General features: G+C 56.0%; 13 protein-coding genes. 10 read left to right on the top strand and 3 right to left on the bottom strand.

All coding sequences use genetic code 11. The features are described from left to right. Positions 1-54 precede the first annotated feature (54 nt). Positions 55-273, bottom strand: coding sequence for a hypothetical protein (locus A7E78_RS14945; RefSeq protein ID WP_145924871.1), 219 nt, complete (start codon positions 271-273; stop codon positions 55-57). Between the two features lie 18 nt (positions 274-291). Here A7E78_RS14945 and polA point away from each other — a divergent pair, with 18 nt between their 5' ends. The 10 genes from polA (at position 292) to nfi (ending at position 16,942) form a co-directional block, all read left to right on the top strand. Further along, positions 292-2,967, top strand: a complete 2,676-nt coding sequence (gene polA, locus A7E78_RS08820) for a DNA polymerase I (RefSeq protein WP_072285104.1) — start codon at positions 292-294, stop codon at positions 2,965-2,967. A 163-nt stretch (positions 2,968-3,130) separates the two neighbouring features. Beyond that, complete coding sequence (locus tag A7E78_RS08815) at positions 3,131-6,376, top strand: translocation/assembly module TamB domain-containing protein (protein WP_072283871.1); 3,246 nt, start codon at positions 3,131-3,133, stop codon at positions 6,374-6,376. 234 nt (positions 6,377-6,610) lie between these two features. Beyond that, positions 6,611-7,195, top strand: a complete 585-nt coding sequence (locus A7E78_RS08810) for a YdbL family probable chaperone protein (RefSeq protein WP_072283870.1) — start codon at positions 6,611-6,613, stop codon at positions 7,193-7,195. Positions 7,196-7,369: 174 nt separating this feature from the next. Beyond that, positions 7,370-8,725: a magnesium transporter gene (mgtE, locus tag A7E78_RS08805; RefSeq protein ID WP_072283869.1), complete on the top strand. Its 1,356-nt coding sequence runs from the start codon at positions 7,370-7,372 to the stop codon at positions 8,723-8,725. Between the two features lie 74 nt (positions 8,726-8,799). After that, positions 8,800-9,576: a DNA repair protein RecO gene (gene recO, locus A7E78_RS08800; RefSeq protein ID WP_072283868.1), complete on the top strand. Its 777-nt coding sequence runs from the start codon at positions 8,800-8,802 to the stop codon at positions 9,574-9,576. A 121-nt stretch (positions 9,577-9,697) separates the two neighbouring features. Beyond that, positions 9,698-10,567, top strand: coding sequence for a glycine--tRNA ligase subunit alpha (glyQ, locus tag A7E78_RS08795; protein ID WP_072283867.1), 870 nt, complete (start codon positions 9,698-9,700; stop codon positions 10,565-10,567). Between the two features lie 86 nt (positions 10,568-10,653). Next, on the top strand, positions 10,654-12,720 hold the full coding sequence (gene glyS / locus A7E78_RS08790) for a glycine--tRNA ligase subunit beta (protein WP_072283866.1): 2,067 nt from the start codon (positions 10,654-10,656) through the stop codon (positions 12,718-12,720). A 69-nt stretch (positions 12,721-12,789) separates the two neighbouring features. Continuing rightward, the gene (ppdK, locus tag A7E78_RS08785) at positions 12,790-15,450 is read left to right on the top strand and encodes a pyruvate, phosphate dikinase (protein ID WP_072283865.1); all 2,661 of its coding nucleotides are present in this window, start codon (positions 12,790-12,792) and stop codon (positions 15,448-15,450) included. A gap of 143 nt (positions 15,451-15,593) precedes the next feature. After that, positions 15,594-16,043: a hypothetical protein gene (locus A7E78_RS08780; protein ID WP_072283864.1), complete on the top strand. Its 450-nt coding sequence runs from the start codon at positions 15,594-15,596 to the stop codon at positions 16,041-16,043. A 209-nt stretch (positions 16,044-16,252) separates the two neighbouring features. Continuing rightward, a complete protein-coding gene (gene nfi / locus A7E78_RS08775) occupies positions 16,253-16,942 on the top strand; it encodes a deoxyribonuclease V (protein WP_072283863.1) in 690 nt (229 codons plus the stop codon). Between the two features lie 24 nt (positions 16,943-16,966). Here nfi and A7E78_RS08770 read toward each other — a convergent pair whose 3' ends face one another. Next, a complete protein-coding gene (locus A7E78_RS08770) occupies positions 16,967-17,623 on the bottom strand; it encodes a fumarylacetoacetate hydrolase family protein (protein ID WP_072283862.1) in 657 nt (218 codons plus the stop codon). A 24-nt stretch (positions 17,624-17,647) separates the two neighbouring features. After that, complete coding sequence (locus tag A7E78_RS08765) at positions 17,648-18,256, bottom strand: trimeric intracellular cation channel family protein (RefSeq protein ID WP_072283861.1); 609 nt, start codon at positions 18,254-18,256, stop codon at positions 17,648-17,650. Positions 18,257-18,328: the final 72 nt, after the last annotated feature.

Below are 18,328 nucleotides of genomic sequence, written 5' to 3'. Positions count from 1 at the left end.
GCAATAGGGTCGCTTTCTGCTTGGTGCAGGTATGAAACCCCTTTTAATTGGTATTTACAGAACGTGAACCATGAGCTTTAACATTTTGCTGGTTAACTTGCAAATAAAACCATGACTTACGAGCACTTCAATAGATTTAGCAACTGCCGAAAGAGATTTTCCGCCTGATTGAAGAGCCTTTTTCCCTTTGTTGTAAAAGCTTGAATATTGTATGCCGTGTGGCTGCTTGGTATTTTTCTGCGCCTGTGGAATAATGTGCGCCAGTATCTTCATTATTTGCCGGAGGAATACATGACCGACCAGGCTCAGCGCCTTTATCTCATCGACGGCTCTTCTTATATCTATCGGGCTTATTACGCTATACGTCAGTTGTCCAATTCCAAAGGGTTGGCGACCAATGCCGTTCTTGGCTTTACCAATATGCTGCTTAAAGTGGTACGGGAGGAACAGCCCGATCATCTGGCCGTCATCTTCGACGCCAAGGGTCCGACCTTTCGTAAAGAGATTTATCCCGAATACAAGGCCAATCGATCCGCCATGCCCGAGGACTTGCGGCCGCAGATTCCTCTGATCAAGGAGTTGGTGCAGGCATTTAATATGCCGGCCCTGGAACTGGCCGGATACGAGGCGGATGACATTATCGCTACTCTGGCCCGGCGTTTCGCGGCCGAGGGGATGGCCGTGACGGTTGTCACCGGCGACAAAGACCTGATGCAGATTGTCGACGAACGGATTCGGCTGCTCGATACCATGAAGGATCAGGTGGTTGGTCTGGAGGAGGTCGCCGAGCGTTTCGGCGGCACACCGGACAAGGTGGTCGAGGTGCAGGCCCTGGCCGGTGACAGTTCCGACAACGTGCCGGGGGTGCCGGGTATCGGCGAGAAGACTGCTCGCCAGTTGATCCAGGATTTCGGCTCGGTGGAGAATCTGTTGGACAACATCGACCAGGTCTCGGGCAAGAAACGCCAGGAGAATCTACGCCAGTTCGGTGAGCAGGCCCTGTTGTCGAAACAGCTGGTCACCCTGGTCGACGATTTGAACCTGGAAATCGACTATGAACAGCTGATGATCAGCGAGCCAAACCGGGAGAAGCTAACCGGCTTGTTCAAGGAGCTGGAATTCCATAAGTTGCTGCAGGAGTTTTCCAGCGACCAGCGCGCCAGTGGCGAAGGTTATCGCCTGGTGTTGACCGAGGCCGAGCTGAACGACATGCTTGCGGCGTTGCAGAAAGCCGAAATGGTGGCCTTCGATACGGAAACCACCTCTCTCGATCCCCTGCGGGCCGACCTGGTCGGTCTGTCCTTTGCCATCGAAGCGGAACAGGGTTGGTATGTCCCTGTCGGACATCGTTACCTCGGCGCCCCTGAGCAGCTCGATTGTCAGATGGTCTTGGACAGGTTGCAGCCGCTGTTGGGAGATGAAAAGCGGGTCAAGGTGGCTCAGAACGGTAAATACGATTTGCTGGTGTTGCGCCGGGCCGGGCTCGAAGTGGCCGGTTTGAGCTTCGACACCATGCTGGCTTCCTACCTGGCCAATCCGGCGGCCAAGTCCCATTCTCTGGATAATCTGGCCGGCGACCTGCTTGGCTATCGGACCATCAGCTACAGCGAGGTCTGCGGCAGTGGCCGTAATCGCATTGGCTTTGAGGAAGTCGAGATTGAAAAAGCTCTGACCTACGCCACCGAAGATGCTGATATCACCTTGCGTTTGCAGCAGAAGCTGGCGCCACAGTTGGTTGAGTCCGGGCAGCAGCAGCTTTTTGACGAAATCGAAATGCCGCTGCTGGCGGTACTGGCCGATATGGAATGGGCCGGCATTCGCATCGACAGTGAATTCCTCAACAATCTGTCCAAGGAGATGGAAGGCAAAATGCGGACCCTGGAAGAAGAAATTCACCGCATAGCCGGTGGGCCCTTCAATGTCGCTTCGCCTAAACAGCTTGGCGAGGTACTCTTCGAACGGCTCGATCTGCCCCGGGGTAAAAAGACCAAAACCGGTTGGTCGACGGACGTGGAAGTATTGACCAAGCTGGCGGAGGAGCACGATATCGCCGCCCGTATCCTCGAGTATCGCTCCCTGGCCAAACTCAAGAGTACCTACTGCGATGCCTTGCCCAGGTTGGTCCATCCCGATACCGGGCGCATTCATACCTCCTTCAACCAGGCCGTGACGGCTACCGGCCGGCTTTCTTCCAGTGAGCCGAACCTGCAGAATATTCCGATCCGCACCGAAGAGGGACGGAGGATTCGCGAGGCCTTCGTGCCGGCGGAGGGCAACCTGTTGCTGGCCGCCGACTACTCGCAGGTCGAGTTGCGCATTCTGGCCCATATGGCCGATGAGCCGGCCCTCAAGGAGTCTTTTGCCCAGGGCGAGGATATCCATACCCGCACCGCCAGCGAGATCTTCGGTGTCTTTCTTGAGCTGGTCACGCCGGAGATGCGCCGCAGTGCCAAGACCATCAACTTCGGTGTCCTTTACGGAATGAGTGCTTTCGGTCTGGCCAAGTCCCTGGGGATCGGCCGTAAAGAAGCACAGGAATATATCGACAGCTACTTTGCCCGCTATCCCAAGGTGTTGGAGTTCATGGAGGCGAAAAAGGAAGAAGGTCGGCAACAGGGGTATGTAAACACTCTTTTCGGCCGTCGTTGCTCGGTGGCTGAAATAAACAGCCGCAACGGCGCGGTGCGGGGCTATGCCGAGCGTAATGCCATCAACTATCCTATTCAAGGCACCGCCGCCGATATCATCAAGATCGCCATGGTCGCCATTTCTCGTCGTTTACAGCAGGAGAAGCTCCAGACCCGCATGGTTCTGCAGGTTCATGACGAACTGGTTTTTGATGTTCCCGAAGGAGAATTGGATGCAGTGCGTTCCCTGGTGCGGAAAGAGATGGAAGGTGCTGCAAGCCTGTCGGTTCCATTGCTGGTGGATGTGGGCACCGGCCGCAACTGGCGGGAAGCTCACTAAAAGGGTCTCTTGGCCGGAAATGTCGAACAATCCAACAACAAGACCCCTTTGGACACTGTACAATTAGATGAATCAGCGCTTCACAACGCTTTGACTGGTTTGCTTTCTTCTTGAGAAGTCCTTGACGGGTCGGTGCGCAAGGGCCTGTCGGTCCGGTTCGCCTATGAAATGGCTTCGCTGTCGATATCTCCTGGGTACGCTGGCGCTATTGCTTGTGGCGTTGGTGGCGGGGCTTTACGTTTTTTCCGAGCCCCTGCTCAATGATCTGCTGCGTCCTCGCCTGGCCATTCTGGCTGCCGAGAGATTGTCGGCCGAGGTGTCTATCGGTCGCTTAAATTGGCAAAAAGGTGTATTGCAAGTCGATACACTGCATGTGCAGCGACCCGATTATTATCGAGTCGAGGTGCCGCAGGTGCGCCTCGAACTGGGACTGAAAGATTTGCTTCAGGGCCGCCTCAGCGCCCTCGAAATCGAATCTCCGACTCTGTTTCTGCAAGCGCCAACCTCCTCACCGCCTTCCGGCAATGGCTTTCCCGCTCATCCCCCTTTTAATATTGGCCGGCTCATGTTGCGCAACGGCCGTATCGACTACCGCCTGGCCGAACGGTTGCTGAGCCTGCGTCAGGTGAAAATCGATTTGCGCAAGGAGGGCATTTACAACTTCCGGTTACAGGGGGTGTTGGGGGAAGACGATGGCATTTCTTTGCAATTGGCCGGTGGTGCGGACTGGCAGCAAGGCCTGCATCTGGATTTGCATGATTTCAGTTGGGACGGCCGCCCTCTGCTGGCCGAAGATTTGTCCCTGTCGGTGCCCCCTGAAGGTTTTGTGGGAGGCAACGGTCGGATCCATTTGACGCGCTTCGATCGGGCTTCTTACGAGCGGCTCCGTTCCGGCTTGCAGCTGCCTTCAATCCTGCCTGCCGATTGGGACTTTTCCCTGCGGGATGCTGAACTCTCTTTCCGCTTGAACGAACAGGAAGGGCCACAGTTCTCCCTGAGATTGGCTGCGGCCCTCATTCAAAAAGACAGGTTGACTCTTCCGTTTGGTAAGCTTGATTTCAAGCTGGGCGCCGCAAAGGCCGGCTGGCAAGGGCAGGGGACTTTTCTGCTCGCTGGTGACAATCCCGGCAAGCTTTCCGCTAACTGGAGTGCGGGAGTGCTGCAGGGGCAATTGTCCTTACCCGTTGCCGAACCCGGGCGCCTCAAGACCCAGTTGCTCGGTGGGCCGGCTCTGGGCATTGCCGGTGGTTTCAACATGGAGGCCGATTTTTCCGCTCAGGAAAAAGATGTGCGGGTTCAGGTCGAACTGAAAGGCCGGTCTGGAGTTCGCCAGAATAAAAAATACTTGATGGATCTGGCGCCTCTTCGGTTGAGAGCCGATATTCGGTCTGCCGGTAAAGAATTTATGGGGCAAGCCCGATTGCAGATAAAGGACCGCGAACTGCTCATTGCCGAGGGCGGTTTAGGGCGTCTTGAACTGCAAATACTGCCTGCAAACTGGTCTCATTGGCGACCGCTTCTCGGGCCGCGTCTGCGGCCGGAGGCTTTGCAGGGTCTGAACGGGTTTTCCGGAAAGGGAGTATTGAAGCGCCGAATGTCAGGCGAGTGGGTCATGTCGGCCAGTCTCGGCAGCCGTCGAATGGTCTGGGCTGGCTTGTCTCTGGATAGCGGCTCAAGCCGATTGCACCTTAACGGCGGTCCCGGTGGGCTCGTGACCGGCCAAATTAGTTTCAAGGGTCGGCGCTTGGCCGGAGAAAATCTGGATATAGCTAGCCTCAGCGGCAGCACCCGGCTGCGTTTTCAGAAAGGGCGCCTGAGTCTCAATAAAGTGAACGCTGCTGCACAACTGAAGGGGCCTGGACACATATCCGGAGGGGTGGTTCTGAACGGCTCCGCCGACTGGCAGGCCAAACGCTGGCAGGCCCGGCTCGGTGCTCTGGAGCTGCGGGATTTGGAATGGCTGTCGGAGGATGGTTTGTCGGGTTTTGCCGGTGCCCGGATCGCCGTCCGGGGGCAGTTGAATGGCCGCGCCGGGCAACCGTTGCGGGCGGTGCTGCAGGCAGACCTTGCGGTAGCCGAAGCGCTTTGGGGGCAATACTATGCCGAGTTGGCGCACTTGCCGACCCGCGTGGAGGTTCGCTTGGACTGGCATTCTGTCCCTCGACGGCTGGAGGCCGAGCAATGGAGCCTTCGGTTGGGAAAGATCGCCACGCTGCAAGGCATCGGTCTGATATCTTCCGACGAAATTCATCTGTCCGGGGGATTGTTGTTGCCAAAATTGGCCGGTCCCGCTGCCGATTTGCTTCGGAGTCTGTTGGCTGAAAGTCAACCGACCCTGGTGGCAGCAAAACTTTCCGGTGGTTTGCAGGCCGATTTCACAGTGCATAACCGTGGCGGCTGGCAGTTGCAAGGCGAAATTCTGCCCCGCCAGGTATCCCTGGAATTGCCCGCAGCTGATTTATTGCTGGAAGATTTGCGGGGCAGGCTGCCCTTCAGCTTCGCCTTTGGGGCGGGCTCGACGGAGCCTGATTCTTTACCGAGAAACGGGGAGTTGCGGTTCAGGAGGCTGCAACTGGGGCCGGCACAATTGGCCGAGACACCGCTGCACTTTGTCTCGCAGCGCAACGGCTTCAGATTTCAGGTCCCTGTAGTGTTGCAGGTGGCTGAAGGCCGTATAGCTGTAGCCGACTTGCTTCTTGGCACTGATCAGGAAGACTTGTTGCTGACCGGACATTTCACCATCGATGGCGTCGACCTGGAACGGTTGACAAGCGATCTCGGATTGGTGTCCATGGCCGGTCGACTCGATGCCGATCTCGGCCGCATCCGTTACCAGGGGGGGCTCCTCAGTTCTGCCGGGGAAGCACGTATCGATGCTTTGGGCGGTCGCATTCGCATCGCTGAAATAGGCCTCGATATCTCCGATTTCAGCTATCCCCAACTCACTGCCGCTCTCGATTTCGAGGCCATCGACCTCTACCAGCTGACCCGGGCTTTCTCCTTCGGTGACATGAATGGCATCGTTGACGGTTATGTTCGCGATCTGCGACTGTTCGGAACCACGCCGGCCAAATTTACCGCGGTTGTCGAGAGCCGTCTTGAAGGCCGCCGCAACATCAGTGTCAAGGCTTTGAGCAATCTGTCGATTTTGAGTCAGGGCGGCCTTTCGGCAGCCTTATCAAGGGGAATCTATCGCTTTATCGATTTTTATCGCTATCGTAAAATCGGTATCGCCTGCGACCTGAATCGGGACGTGTTTCATCTGAGAGGCACCGCTCTCCCGAATACGGACCGCTACCTTGTCTACGGTGGTGTCCTGCCGCCCAAGATAGATATCATCGCCCCGCCATCGACCATCTCCTTTTCAGAGATGCTCAAACGGTTGCAACGTATCGAGCGGGCCGATTGATTTTGCCCGGAGTCGGGTTTATAGTGACAAGTGCCCCGTGCGGTTAATTCTATCTTCCAATTCTGGCCCTTTTCGGCCCTGCCTGCGTTGCGCCAATTTGACTTAGCGCATGGCTAGGCCTGCATTGGCGACGCCTTGGCAGGACCAAAAATATCTCAGAATTATTTGATACAACTACCCGCACTGGACACTAGGTAAGTTCAGATTAATCTGCTAGTCGAGGGGAGAAACGCAATGAAGAAGCTCAGCTGGATCTTTTCCATAACGGCTGTCTGTGCCCTGCTGTCCTGCGTTACCATCAATATCTATTTTCCGGCGGAAGAGGTGCGCAACGCCGCTGACCGTATCGTCAATGAGGTCTGGGGCGAACGCAATGGGCAGCCCGCCGAGCCGCCGTCCGAAACCAGGCCCGCTCCCGATGTCGGTAGTTGGTTGAGATTGCTGGGTCCGACAACGGTTTATGCCGCTCAGGACATCAATGTCAGTACTCCGGAGATTCGTGCGATCAAAGAGGCGATGAAGCAGCGGAAAGCCGCGCTGCAGCCATTGTTGCAAGGCGGGCAGGTCGGTCTCAATGCGGATGGCCTGCTGGCTATTCGTGATCTAGCCGGTCTGGATCTTCGTTCCCGCGGCCAGGCTAAACGCTTGGTCGGCGAAGAAAACAGCGATCGTTTGCGGCTTTATCAAGAAATCGCCCGTGCCAATGATTTTCCTGACAAGGCCGCTGAGGTACAGGCTATCTTTGCCGAGTCCTGGCGCCAGCAGGCCCGCCGTGGCTGGTACTTGCAGGATGCTAGCGGCGTTTGGCAGCGTAAGTAAAAAAATTCGCAGGGCTTATAGGTCTCTGAAGGTTTTCTACAATCTTTCGGCAGCGGTCCGTTTTCTGTACCGCTGCCGATGTTGTTTTATAAATCTGCTCCGTTGACAGAATTGTACAGTGGGTGCTAAAGTTACGCGTTTATAGTCCCTTACCCTTGTCAAGGAGAGTCACAGATGGACCAGAAACTGCAAATGCTCCTTGATACCGTGCGGCGCCTGGTCCGGCGCGGAGCCTACCCCAACCTGAGCAAAGTGCTGGCCAAGTCTCACCCGGCGGACATTGCCCACCTTTTTTCTTACCTGGTACCCAAAGAACAGCAGATTCTGTTCAATCTCATTGAAAATACCGAAATGGCGGCCAGTGTGCTTTCGGAGCTGGAACATAGCACCGGAGCATTTTTGTTGGAGCAGATCGGTCGCGAAACCATCACCGAAGTGCTGCAAGAGATGCCCTACGACGATGCCGTCGAGATCATCCGTAACCTGCCCGAGGAGATCGCCGAAGAGATCCTCACCACCATGCAGGATGAGCATTCGGAAGAGATCGAGCAGTTGCTGCAATATGCCGAAGATACCGCCGGCGGCATCATGTCCACGGAAATCTTCAGCCTGCGCGAGGAAACTACCGTGCAGCAGGCTATCGCTGATCTGCAGCAGGCCAAAGATGTGGAGATGGTTTTCTATGTCTATGTGACCGACGCCCATGGCCATCTGGTTGGGGTCATGTCTTTGCGCCAGTTGCTGACCGTCTCGCCGGCTACTCAGCTCAAAGATGTGATGGTCACCGATGTGATCAATGTGCGCACCGATAAGGACCAGGAAGAGGTGGCGCAGTTGGTCGCCAAATACAATATTCTTGCCATTCCGGTAGTCGATGAATGGAACAAGTTGGTCGGCCTGATTACCGTTGACGACGTTATCGATGTCATGCGCGAGGAGGCCACCGAAGATATTTACAAGATGGCCGGTGCCAGCGAAGAAGAGTTGCTGTACGGTTATAAATCTTTTAAGGTCGCCCAGCTGCGGCTGCCTTGGCTGATTACCAATCTGTTCGGCGGTGTTATCACCGGCTATCTGATGTGGCAGTTTAAAGCCACTCTCAGTGAGGTGATTGCCCTGATTACTTTCATCCCGGTTATCACCGGCATGGGCGGCAACGTTGGCGGTCAATCGGCAACCATTGTAGTGCGCGGCTTTGCCACCGGGCGCATCGATTTATCCTCCTTGCGGCAGGTTATTCTCAAGGAGCTTCGAGTCGGCATTATCATGGGTGCCGTCTGCGGAATTACCGTCGGGCTGGTGGCTTTAATATGGCATGGCAACCCGTTTCTGGGCCTGGTCGTCGGTTTGGCGATGATTTCGGCCATGACCGTGGCGGCCAGCATGGGGGCCCTGGCTCCGACCTTTTTCAAGCGAGTCGGGATCGATCCGGCTATCGCATCGAGTCCTTTTGTACAGACGGCCAACGACATTACCGGCATTCTGATCTATTTCGGTACCGCAACGCTGTTTATCTCCCATCTCCATTAAGTCGGTTCGGTGAAGGTCGTACGACTGGCCCGCCTTGAAAGTTCAGGCAACAAAGAAAGTAAGAAGGTCGTTTTATGCAGCAACAGAATTCCGAAGCTATTATTCTCCACCATCTCGATTACAAAGACGCAGATCGTATTGTCACCTGTTTTTCTCTGGAGCAGGGCTTGCTGAAAGGTTTTGCCCGCAACGCCCGTAAGAGCCGCAAGCGGTTCGGTACCGCCCTTGAACCCTTTTCTCAGGTTCGCTTGCATTGGACCGATAAGGCCGGCAGCGACATGGTGTTCTTGCAAGAGGCCGAACTTATCGATCTGCGCAGCGGATTGCGCAAGGATATCGGGGCTCTGGCTCTGGCCTCCTACGGTTGCGAGCTGGTAGAAGGATTGTTTGGAGAGCAACAGGTACAGTCCGAGGTTTTTCATCTGCTGCAAGCCTTTCTCGATCATCTGGCAAAGAAAGGACTGTCTCTGGAGGCTCGGTTGCTGTTTGAGTTGCGGCTGCTGGCCCTGGCCGGCTATGCTCCTCATTTTCTGCATTGCGCCGCCTGCAATGTTGCCCTTGACGGAGATCAGGCCGCCTTTTCCGCAAAAGCTGGCGGCTGTCTGTGTCTCGACTGCGCTTCGCCATCGGTTCCCCTGAAGGTTTCGGTTATGACCTTCGGAACCCTGGGCCGCTCTCTGCAATCGCCGCTGACTCTGTTTGAAGGGTTCCGGTTTAGCGAACGGACTTTAACCGAGGGGGGCAAGGTGTTGGCCGATGCTCTTCGCCAGCACTTGAGCCGACCGCCCAAGTCTCTGTCCTTCATGGAACAGATGTTGGTTGGCAAGGCCCGCGTGGCGGCTATTCGCTAGCTTTTCAGGGGCCAATTTGGGTTGACAGGAGCCGGTAAAAAAAGCTACCTTTGCACCCCTGATAACCCCGCTGCCTAAGAGCCGCTTACGTTCCGGCCGGCGGCAAAAGCCTGGAGGCATTGTGACATTTCAAGAACTCATTCTTTCCCTACAAAATTACTGGGCCGGCCAGGGGTGTATCCTTCAACAGCCTTATGACCTGGAAAAAGGTGCCGGTACTTTCCATCCGGCCACCTTTTTACGTGTCCTCGGTCCCGAGCCCTGGAAGGTCGCTTACGTCGAGCCTTCGCGGCGTCCTACCGACGGTCGCTACGGTGAAAATCCCAACCGGTTGCAGCACTATTACCAGTTTCAGGTGATCATGAAACCGTCGCCCATGAACATTCAGGAACTCTATCTTGATTCCCTGAAAAGCTTCGGTATCAGCCCGTCCCAGCACGACATCCGTTTTGTCGAGGACGACTGGGAATCTCCGACCCTCGGTGCTTGGGGACTCGGCTGGGAAGTCTGGTTGGACGGTATGGAGATTACCCAGTTTACCTACTTTCAACAGGTGGGCGGTATCGACCTGAAACCGGTGTCATCGGAAATTACCTACGGCTGCGAGCGGATCGCCATGTATCTGCAGGGAGTCGATAATGTATACGATCTGGAATGGGCGCCGGGCATCAAGTACGGCGACGTCCACCATCAGACCGAAGTTGAATTTTCGACTTACAATTTCGAGGTGGCTGACACTGAGATGTTGTTCAAATCGTTCGATATGTACGAAAAGGAATGTTCCCGGCTGGTAGAAAAACAACTGGTTTTTCCTGCGTACGACTTCGTACTCAAGGCATCCCATGCCTTTAATCTGCTCGATGCTCGCGGGGTGATTTCGGTTACCGAGCGGGCCCACTACATCGGGCGGGTTCGTACTCTGTCCCGTCTCTGTGCCGAAGGGTATGTTGCCCTGCGGGAGAAGATGGGATTCCCGCTCCTTAAAGGGTAGCGGGACGGATTTTTTGTTAATTGCACCACGGAATCAAACCTTTCCGTGGTTTGTTCTTTTAGTAGAAGAAGGACGGAGCATCCCCTATGTCTGCTGAACTGTTCCTGGAGCTGGGTTCCGAAGAGATTCCGGCCGGTTTTTTGCCGGTCGCCATGGCCGACCTTAAACGGCTGTTGACGAAGGAATTCGAGAAAGCCCGCATTGCTTTTGAGGATCTTCGCACCTTTGCCACCCCACGCCGGTTGGCTATTGCCGTCAGCGGCGTGTCCCTGCATCAGGAACGCCAGGAACTCAACGTGGCCGGGCCGTCGGTCAAGGTGGCTTTCGATAGCGAAGGCAATCCGACCAAGGCGGCTCTCGGTTTTGCCCGTAGCAACGGGGTCGAAGTCGCAGACCTGTCCCGGGTCGAAACGGATAAAGGCGAATACCTGCATCTTTCCAAGGTAGTGGAAGGGCGGCCAACCGCCGAACTGTTACCTGAAATTTTGCCGCGCCTGATCGGCAGCCTGTCTTTTCGTAAGTCGATGCGCTGGAAAGATCTCGATATTCGTTTTGCCCGGCCTATGCACTGGATCGTTGCTCTGTTCGACGGGGCGGTAGTGCCTTTCAGTTATGGCAACCTTGAAAGCGGTAAGATCTCCCGGGGGCATCGATTCATGGCACCCGAAGCTTTCGAGGTACAAAACGTCGAGCAATATCTGGCGGCGGCGGAAGCTCAATTTGTTATTGCCGATCCCGTTAAACGTCGTGCCATGATCGCCGAAGGTGTAGAACAGGCTGCTCAGCAGGCCGGCGGCCGTCTTAACCCCGATTCGGCGCTGCTTGACGAAGTCACTTACCTGGTCGAATATCCACTGGCCGTAACCGGGTCTTTTGAAGAGCGCTACCTGGCTTTGCCCCGCGAGTTGCTGATTACCACCATGCGCGAACACCAGCGCTACTTCACTCTGGTCGATGAAGATGGGGCTTTGCTACCGCGTTTTATTACCGTTTCCAATACCAAAGTCGAGGATCCGGCGGTGGTGAGCCGGGGGAATGAGCGGGTGTTACGCGCCCGTCTGGCCGATGCCATGTTTTTCTGGGACGAAGACCGCAAGGTCTCCCTGGAGAGCCGTCTCGATGCTCTGAAAAATGTTGTTTATCAGGCCAAACTCGGCACCAGCTACGAAAAGGTCATGCGCTTTAAAGAGTTGGCGGCAGACCTTGCCAAACAGTTCGATGAAGCGGCTGTCGCCCTGACCGAGCGGGCGGCCTTGCTCGCCAAGTGCGATCTGGAAACGGGCATGGTTTACGAATTTCCTGAGCTGCAAGGGGTCATGGGGCGAGAATACGCCCGTCTGGAAGGGGAAGACGAGCGGATTGCCCTGGCCATTCACGAACATTACCTGCCGATACAGGCTGGTGGCGAACTGCCCTCGGATAGCGTTGGGGCCTTTGTCTCCATTGCCGACAAAATCGATACCATTTGCGGTTGTTTCGGAGTCGGTCTGATACCCACCGGTACCGCTGATCCCTACGCCTTGCGACGCAGCGCGCTCGGGATTTTGAATATCGTGCTGGAGCGGGGTTATCACCTTTCCTTGCCGGCTTTGATCCAACGAAGCGTCGCCTTGTTGGAGTCCAAGCTGAATCGGCCGGCGGAGGAGGTTGCTGCCGATGTTGAAACCTTTATCCGTCAGCGTTTCTTCCACCAGTTGGTGGCCCAGGGTCACCCGCAGGACGTGGTCGATGCGGTGTTCAGTATCGCCTTCGACGAGCCAGGTGAAGCTCTGGCCCGCGTTGAGGCACTGGCCGCTTTCCGCAGCCGTGATGATTATCAGCAGTTGGTGGTTGCTTTCAAGCGGGTTGGTAATATAATCAAGGGCGGCGTGGATGCTGCGATCGATCCCTCGCTTTTCGAGGCAGATTGTGAAACAGGCCTCTTCGAGGCCGTGCAGCAGACGACCGAAGAGTGCCGGCAACTGGTGGCTAAGGGCGAGTATGGTGATGTCCTGCAGGCCGTAGCCGCACTGCGGGCGCCGGTCGACGCCTTCTTTGACGGGGTCATGGTCATGGCCGACGATGAACGGGTCAAGACCAACCGTCTGGCGCTGCTGACGGCAGTTGCCCGGTTGCTTGAACAGGTGGCCGATTTTTCCAAACTTGCCGATTAACGACCCAATAATAATGTAGATTTTGTCGGGAAACAGACTCGACTAACCCATATTCAGGAGGACAGGTTCATGGCGGTCAAATATGTTTACTTCTTTGGTGCCGGCGTAACTGAGGGCACTGCGGAGATGAAAAATTTGCTCGGGGGAAAAGGGGCCAACCTGGCGGAAATGACCGCTATCGGCTTGCCGGTGCCTGCCGGATTCACCTTGACGACCGAGCTTTGCACCGAGTTTTACAAAAATGATCGGTGCTATCCCGAAGGCCTGGAAGCGGAAGTTGAAGCGAATCTGACGCAGCTTGAAAAGGCCATGGATAAGAAGTTCGGCGACAGCGCAAACCCGCTGTTGCTATCCGTTCGCTCCGGCGGTCGGGTCTCCATGCCCGGCATGATGGATACCGTTCTGAATCTCGGTCTCAACGACGATACGGTACAGGGTCTTATTGAGCAGAGCGGTGACGCTCGCTTCGCCTACGACTCTTATCGGCGCTTTATCCAGATGTACAGTAATGTCGTTATGGGGATGAGCGGTTCGGTACTGGAACATCTTCTGGAACACATGAAGGAAGTACGCGATGTCGAACTCGACACCGACCTGACCGCCGACGACCTCAAGCAGTTGGTTGAACTGTTCAAAAATAAAATCAAGGAAACCCTCGGTCGTGCGTTCCCCACCGATCCCAAGGAGCAATTGTGGGGGGCTATTAATGCCGTGTTCGGTTCTTGGATGAATCCGCGGGCCATTACCTACCGCAAGCTTAACAGCATCCCCGCCGAGTGGGGCACCGCGGTCAATGTGCAGGCCATGGTCTTCGGCAATATGGGCAACAGCTGCGCTACCGGCGTGGCCTTCACCCGAAACCCCTCGACTGGCGACAACCATTTCTTCGGTGAATTCCTGCTCAATGCGCAGGGCGAGGACGTGGTGGCAGGGATTCGTACCCCGCAGCCTATCAATAAGGCCGGCGGCGACGGATCTTTGCCGTCCCTGGAAGAGGTGATGCCCGACTGCTACCAGCAGTTGATGGATATTCAGCAGACCCTGGAAAAGCACTACCGGGATATGCAGGACATCGAATTTACCATCGAGAAAAACAAACTTTACATGTTGCAGACCCGTGGCGGCAAGCGTACCGCCAAGGCGGCTATCAAAATTGCTGTAGACATGGTTCAGGAAGGCCTGATCGACGAAAAAGAGGCGGTGCTTCGCGTTGCTCCCGGTCAGCTCGACCAGTTGCTGCATCCCTCTCTCGATCCCAAGGCGGTTAAAGATGTCATCGCGACCGGTTTGCCGGCTTCTCCCGGCGCTGCCGGAGGCGAAATCGTCTTCTCGGCCGAAGATGCCGAAGAGGCCAAAAAGCTCGGCCTGAAGGTAATCCTGGTGCGTATCGAGACCAGCCCCGAAGACATTCACGGCATGCACGCCGCCGAAGGGATCCTTACCGCTCGCGGCGGTATGACCTCTCATGCGGCGGTAGTTGCCCGCGGCATGGGCAAGTGCTGTGTGGCCGGTTGTGGCGGTATCAAAGTCGACTATGCCGCTCAGCAGTTTGTAACCAACAGCGGTGAAGTCTTCAAAAAAGGCGACATCGTTACCCTCGACGGTTCTACCGGCGAGGTTATGAAGGGTTCGGTGCCTACCGTACAACCGGAGCTGACCGGCGATTTCGGTCTGCTCATGAGCTGGGTCGACAAGTTCCGTCGTCTCAAGGTGCGTACCAACGCCGATACGCCTCTGGATGCCCAGGTCGCCCGTCAATTCGGCGCCGAAGGCATCGGCCTCTGCCGTACCGAGCACATGTTCTTTGAGCATGACCGTATCATGGCCGTGCGGGAAATGATTTTGTCCGAAGATGTCGAAGGCCGCAAGGGGGCCTTGGCCAAGATCCTGCCCATGCAGAAGGGCGATTTCCTCGGTCTGTTCCGTGAGATGAAGGGTCTGCCGGTCACCATCCGCCTGCTCGATCCGCCTCTGCACGAATTCCTGCCTCATACGGACAAGGATATCGATGAGTTGGCTGCTGTAATGCAGGTTCAGCCTCAGCTCCTCAAGCAGAAGGCCGAATTCCTCCACGAATTCAATCCCATGCTCGGTCATCGCGGTTGCCGCCTGGGCATGACTTTCCCCGAGATCTACGACATGCAGGTTCAGGCCATCATGGAAGCGGCTTGCGAGTTGGTCAAGAATGAGGGGTATGAGATCGTACCGGAGATCATGATTCCGCTGGTTGGCCACGTCAACGAGCTCAAAGTTCTACGGGCCAATGCTGTGCGCGTTGTCGAAGAAGTGATCAACCGCTACGGTATTCAGGTCGAGTATCTGATCGGCACCATGATCGAGCTGCCCCGTGCCGCCTTGACCGCCGATGAAATTGCCGGCGAGGCCGAATTCTTCTCCTTTGGCACCAACGACCTGACTCAGACCACTTTCGGTTTGTCTCGCGACGATGCCGGCAAATTCCTGCCTTTCTACGTTAATCGCGAAGTGCTGGCCGAAGATCCCTTTGTGGTCCTCGATCAGGAAGGTGTAGGTCAGCTGGTCAAGATCGGCTGCGAAAAAGGTCGCCAGGCCCGGCCGGGTATCAAGCTCGGTATCTGCGGCGAACATGGAGGTGAACCCAACAGTGTCATCTTCTGCCACGACAACGGACTCGACTACGTTTCCTGTTCCCCCTACCGGGTGCCCATTGCCCGATTGGCGGCAGCCCACGCTGCTTTACTGGAAAAATAGTCGAAACCAACGCTACTGAGACACCCAGGCCCCCGGGGATTCCCGGGGGCTTTTCTATCGCTGTTTCACGGTGTCGCAGCAACACAATTCGCTGCCGCAGGAAAATCATTTCCTGTGGCTTTTCATTTGCACAAAGAGGAACTATGGTTAATACAGAGAAACAAGCCGGAGATCATATTGACGCTCGCTGCACCCGCTGCAAGGAAATTACCAATCACACTATTATCGCCATGGTTGAAGAAAAACCGGCTCGTGTGCGCTGTAATACCTGCGGCGGCGATCATAATTATCGGCCGCCCAGGAAGGTAAAAGCTGCAAAAACAGCCACCACGGCCGCGCCAAAGGGGCCGAAAGCACCCAGGCGCAATGCGGCGGACCGTCTTCGGGAAGCGTTGCAGGAGGAGTGGCAGGAAACGGCCGGTCAGGCCGACCCCGGTTTGACTGTTCCTTACAATATGGAACGTTCCTTTAAGCTCAATGATCTGGTCGATCATCCGGTGTTCGGTGTGGGGGTGGTCAAGGCACTGTTCAAGCCGAACAAGGTGGAGATTTTGTTCGCCTGTGGCACCAAGGCTTTGCGTTGCAAGCTATAATCCGTTGGGCATTGTCTTTCGCTCAGACTAAGACAATGGGAAACACGATGATTACGACGAAGGCCACGAAGAGCACGAAGGGGAGCTAATTTATTCAGGGATGAAGATTTACAGGTTTTCTTCGTGTCCTCTGTGTTCTTCGTGGTGCATGATTTAATCTGTTTGGTCGGGGTTTTAGAGGCGTGTCTTAAAGGTTAAAGGGGGAAGCTGTGCATTTCAGCGAGCTCCATGGTTGGGACCTGTCCAGCCGGGAGGCCATCGCCCTGCAGAAGAGGCTGGCAGGCCAAATCAGTCTGCAAGAGGATCTGCCGCCTTTGCTGAAAACGGTGGCTGGGGTCGATGTTTCTTATCAACGCCATGGTGAGCTGTTCTTCGCCGCAGTCGTGGTGTTGTGTCTGCCCGACCTGACGGTCGTTGAGCAAGTGACTGCCTGTCGGCGGACGACCTTTCCCTATGTGCCCGGTCTGCTATCCTTTCGGGAACTGCCGGTAGTCCTCGAGGCCTTTCGCTGCCTGCAGCAGATCCCCGATGCGGTGCTGGTCGATGGCCAGGGCATCGCCCACCCCCGGCGATTAGGGCTGGCCAGCCATCTAGGTCTGTGGCTCGATCTACCCACCGTCGGTTGCGCCAAGAGCCGTTTATGCGGCGAGCACGGGATTGTTGGCGGTCAGCGCGGCGATCGTGTGCCGTTGCTCCTTGACGGAGATGAAATCGGTGCGGTATTGACCACCCGTAGTGGCGTCAAGCCCCTCTACATATCTCCCGGTCATAAGATCAGTGTCCAAAGCGCCGTTCAATTGTCCCTGCAATGCGGCGGTCGGTACCGTTTACCGGAACCGACTCGTCTGGCGCATCATCTGGCTAATTGTGCCCGGCAGGCAAGGGAGGGGCAGGATTAATCGGGTTAGGGGCGAAACAGACTCCTAGCGAATATTGATGGTCAGAGTGCCGATTTGGGAGATTTGTGCTTTCAGTAGGTCGCCGCTGATCAAACGACCGACTCCGGCCGGGGTGCCGGTTAGCAGGATATCACCTTCTTCGAGACTAAAGAGGGCCGAGGCGGCGCTGATCAGGTTCGGGATGGAATGGATCATCTCAGAACTGTTGCCCTGCTGGCGTAGTTCATCGTTGACGTACAGAGAAAGGTCCAAGGCCTGAGGGTCGGGAACCTGTGAGGCCGGCAGGAAGTCGGTCAGGGGGCAGCTGGTATCGAAGCCCTTGGCCATGCTCCAGGGCAGTCCCTTAGCTTTGAGATCCTGCTGCAGGTCCCGCAGAGTCAGGTCGATGGCGATGCCATAGCCGGCAACATGGCTTATGGCTGTTTCCGGAGGAATGTTCTTTCCCCACTTGCCAATCAGTACGGCCAGTTCCACCTCGTGTTGGCAATTTTGACTGCAGGGGGGGATTACCGCTGTTTCGCCCTGACCGATGATGCTGCTGGACGGTTTGAGAAAAAACACCGGCTGTTCGGGCGGCTCATTGTTCAGCTCCGCGGCGTGAGCCCGGTAGTTGCGGGTGACGCAGAGGATCTTGCCGACCCGGTAGGTTTTCTGCGATCCCAATAGAAGTACCCGATGCACGACCCATCCTTCCCTACAAAATAATTACCTGCTCCCAGCCTTGGGCAAAGCCCAATCGAAACGGATCGCCAGTAGCCGCACCAGTATGACCAGCCCGGCAGAACACAGCAAAGCGACGGGCCGCGGTGCTGCGATGTGATGCAGTGCCACCAGTAGCACTCCTCCGGCCAGGCAGGCCGACGCATAGACCTCTTTGCGCAAAATCAGCGGCACCTGATTGGCCAGCATGTCCCGGATCATGCCGCCGGCGGTAGCGGTCATCACTCCTAGCAGTACGGAACTAAGGGCACCGGTTTCAAATTGTAAAGCCTTCTCGGTACCGATGACGACAAAGGTGCCGAGGCCTACGGCGTCGAAATAGAGCAACGGGTGGCGCAGCAGATCCATGCGGCGATGCAGAAAAAATGTTGCCAGAGATACGCCGATAGCGATGTAGAGGTAGATTTCATCCTGCAGACAAAAGGGGGGAGTGTCGCCCAGCAGCAGGTCGCGCAGGGTTCCTCCGCCAATGGCGGTGACCAGTCCCAAAACCATTACGCCAAACAGGTCCATATCGCGACGAATGCCGGCCCAGGCGCCGGAAGCGGCAAAGGCAGCAGTGCCGATCAGATCAAGGGCATATAGCAGGCTCAAAAAAACCTCCGGATGAGCGGTCGATGTGGCAGGTTGAGAACGGACTGCTTTTCAGCAGACTATGTGATACCA

It is taken from the genome of Syntrophotalea acetylenivorans (assembly GCF_001887775.1).
In the GTDB taxonomy this organism is placed as follows: domain Bacteria; phylum Desulfobacterota; class Desulfuromonadia; order Desulfuromonadales; family Syntrophotaleaceae; genus Syntrophotalea_A; species Syntrophotalea_A acetylenivorans.
This window is presented reverse-complemented; position numbering and strand designations above follow the sequence as displayed.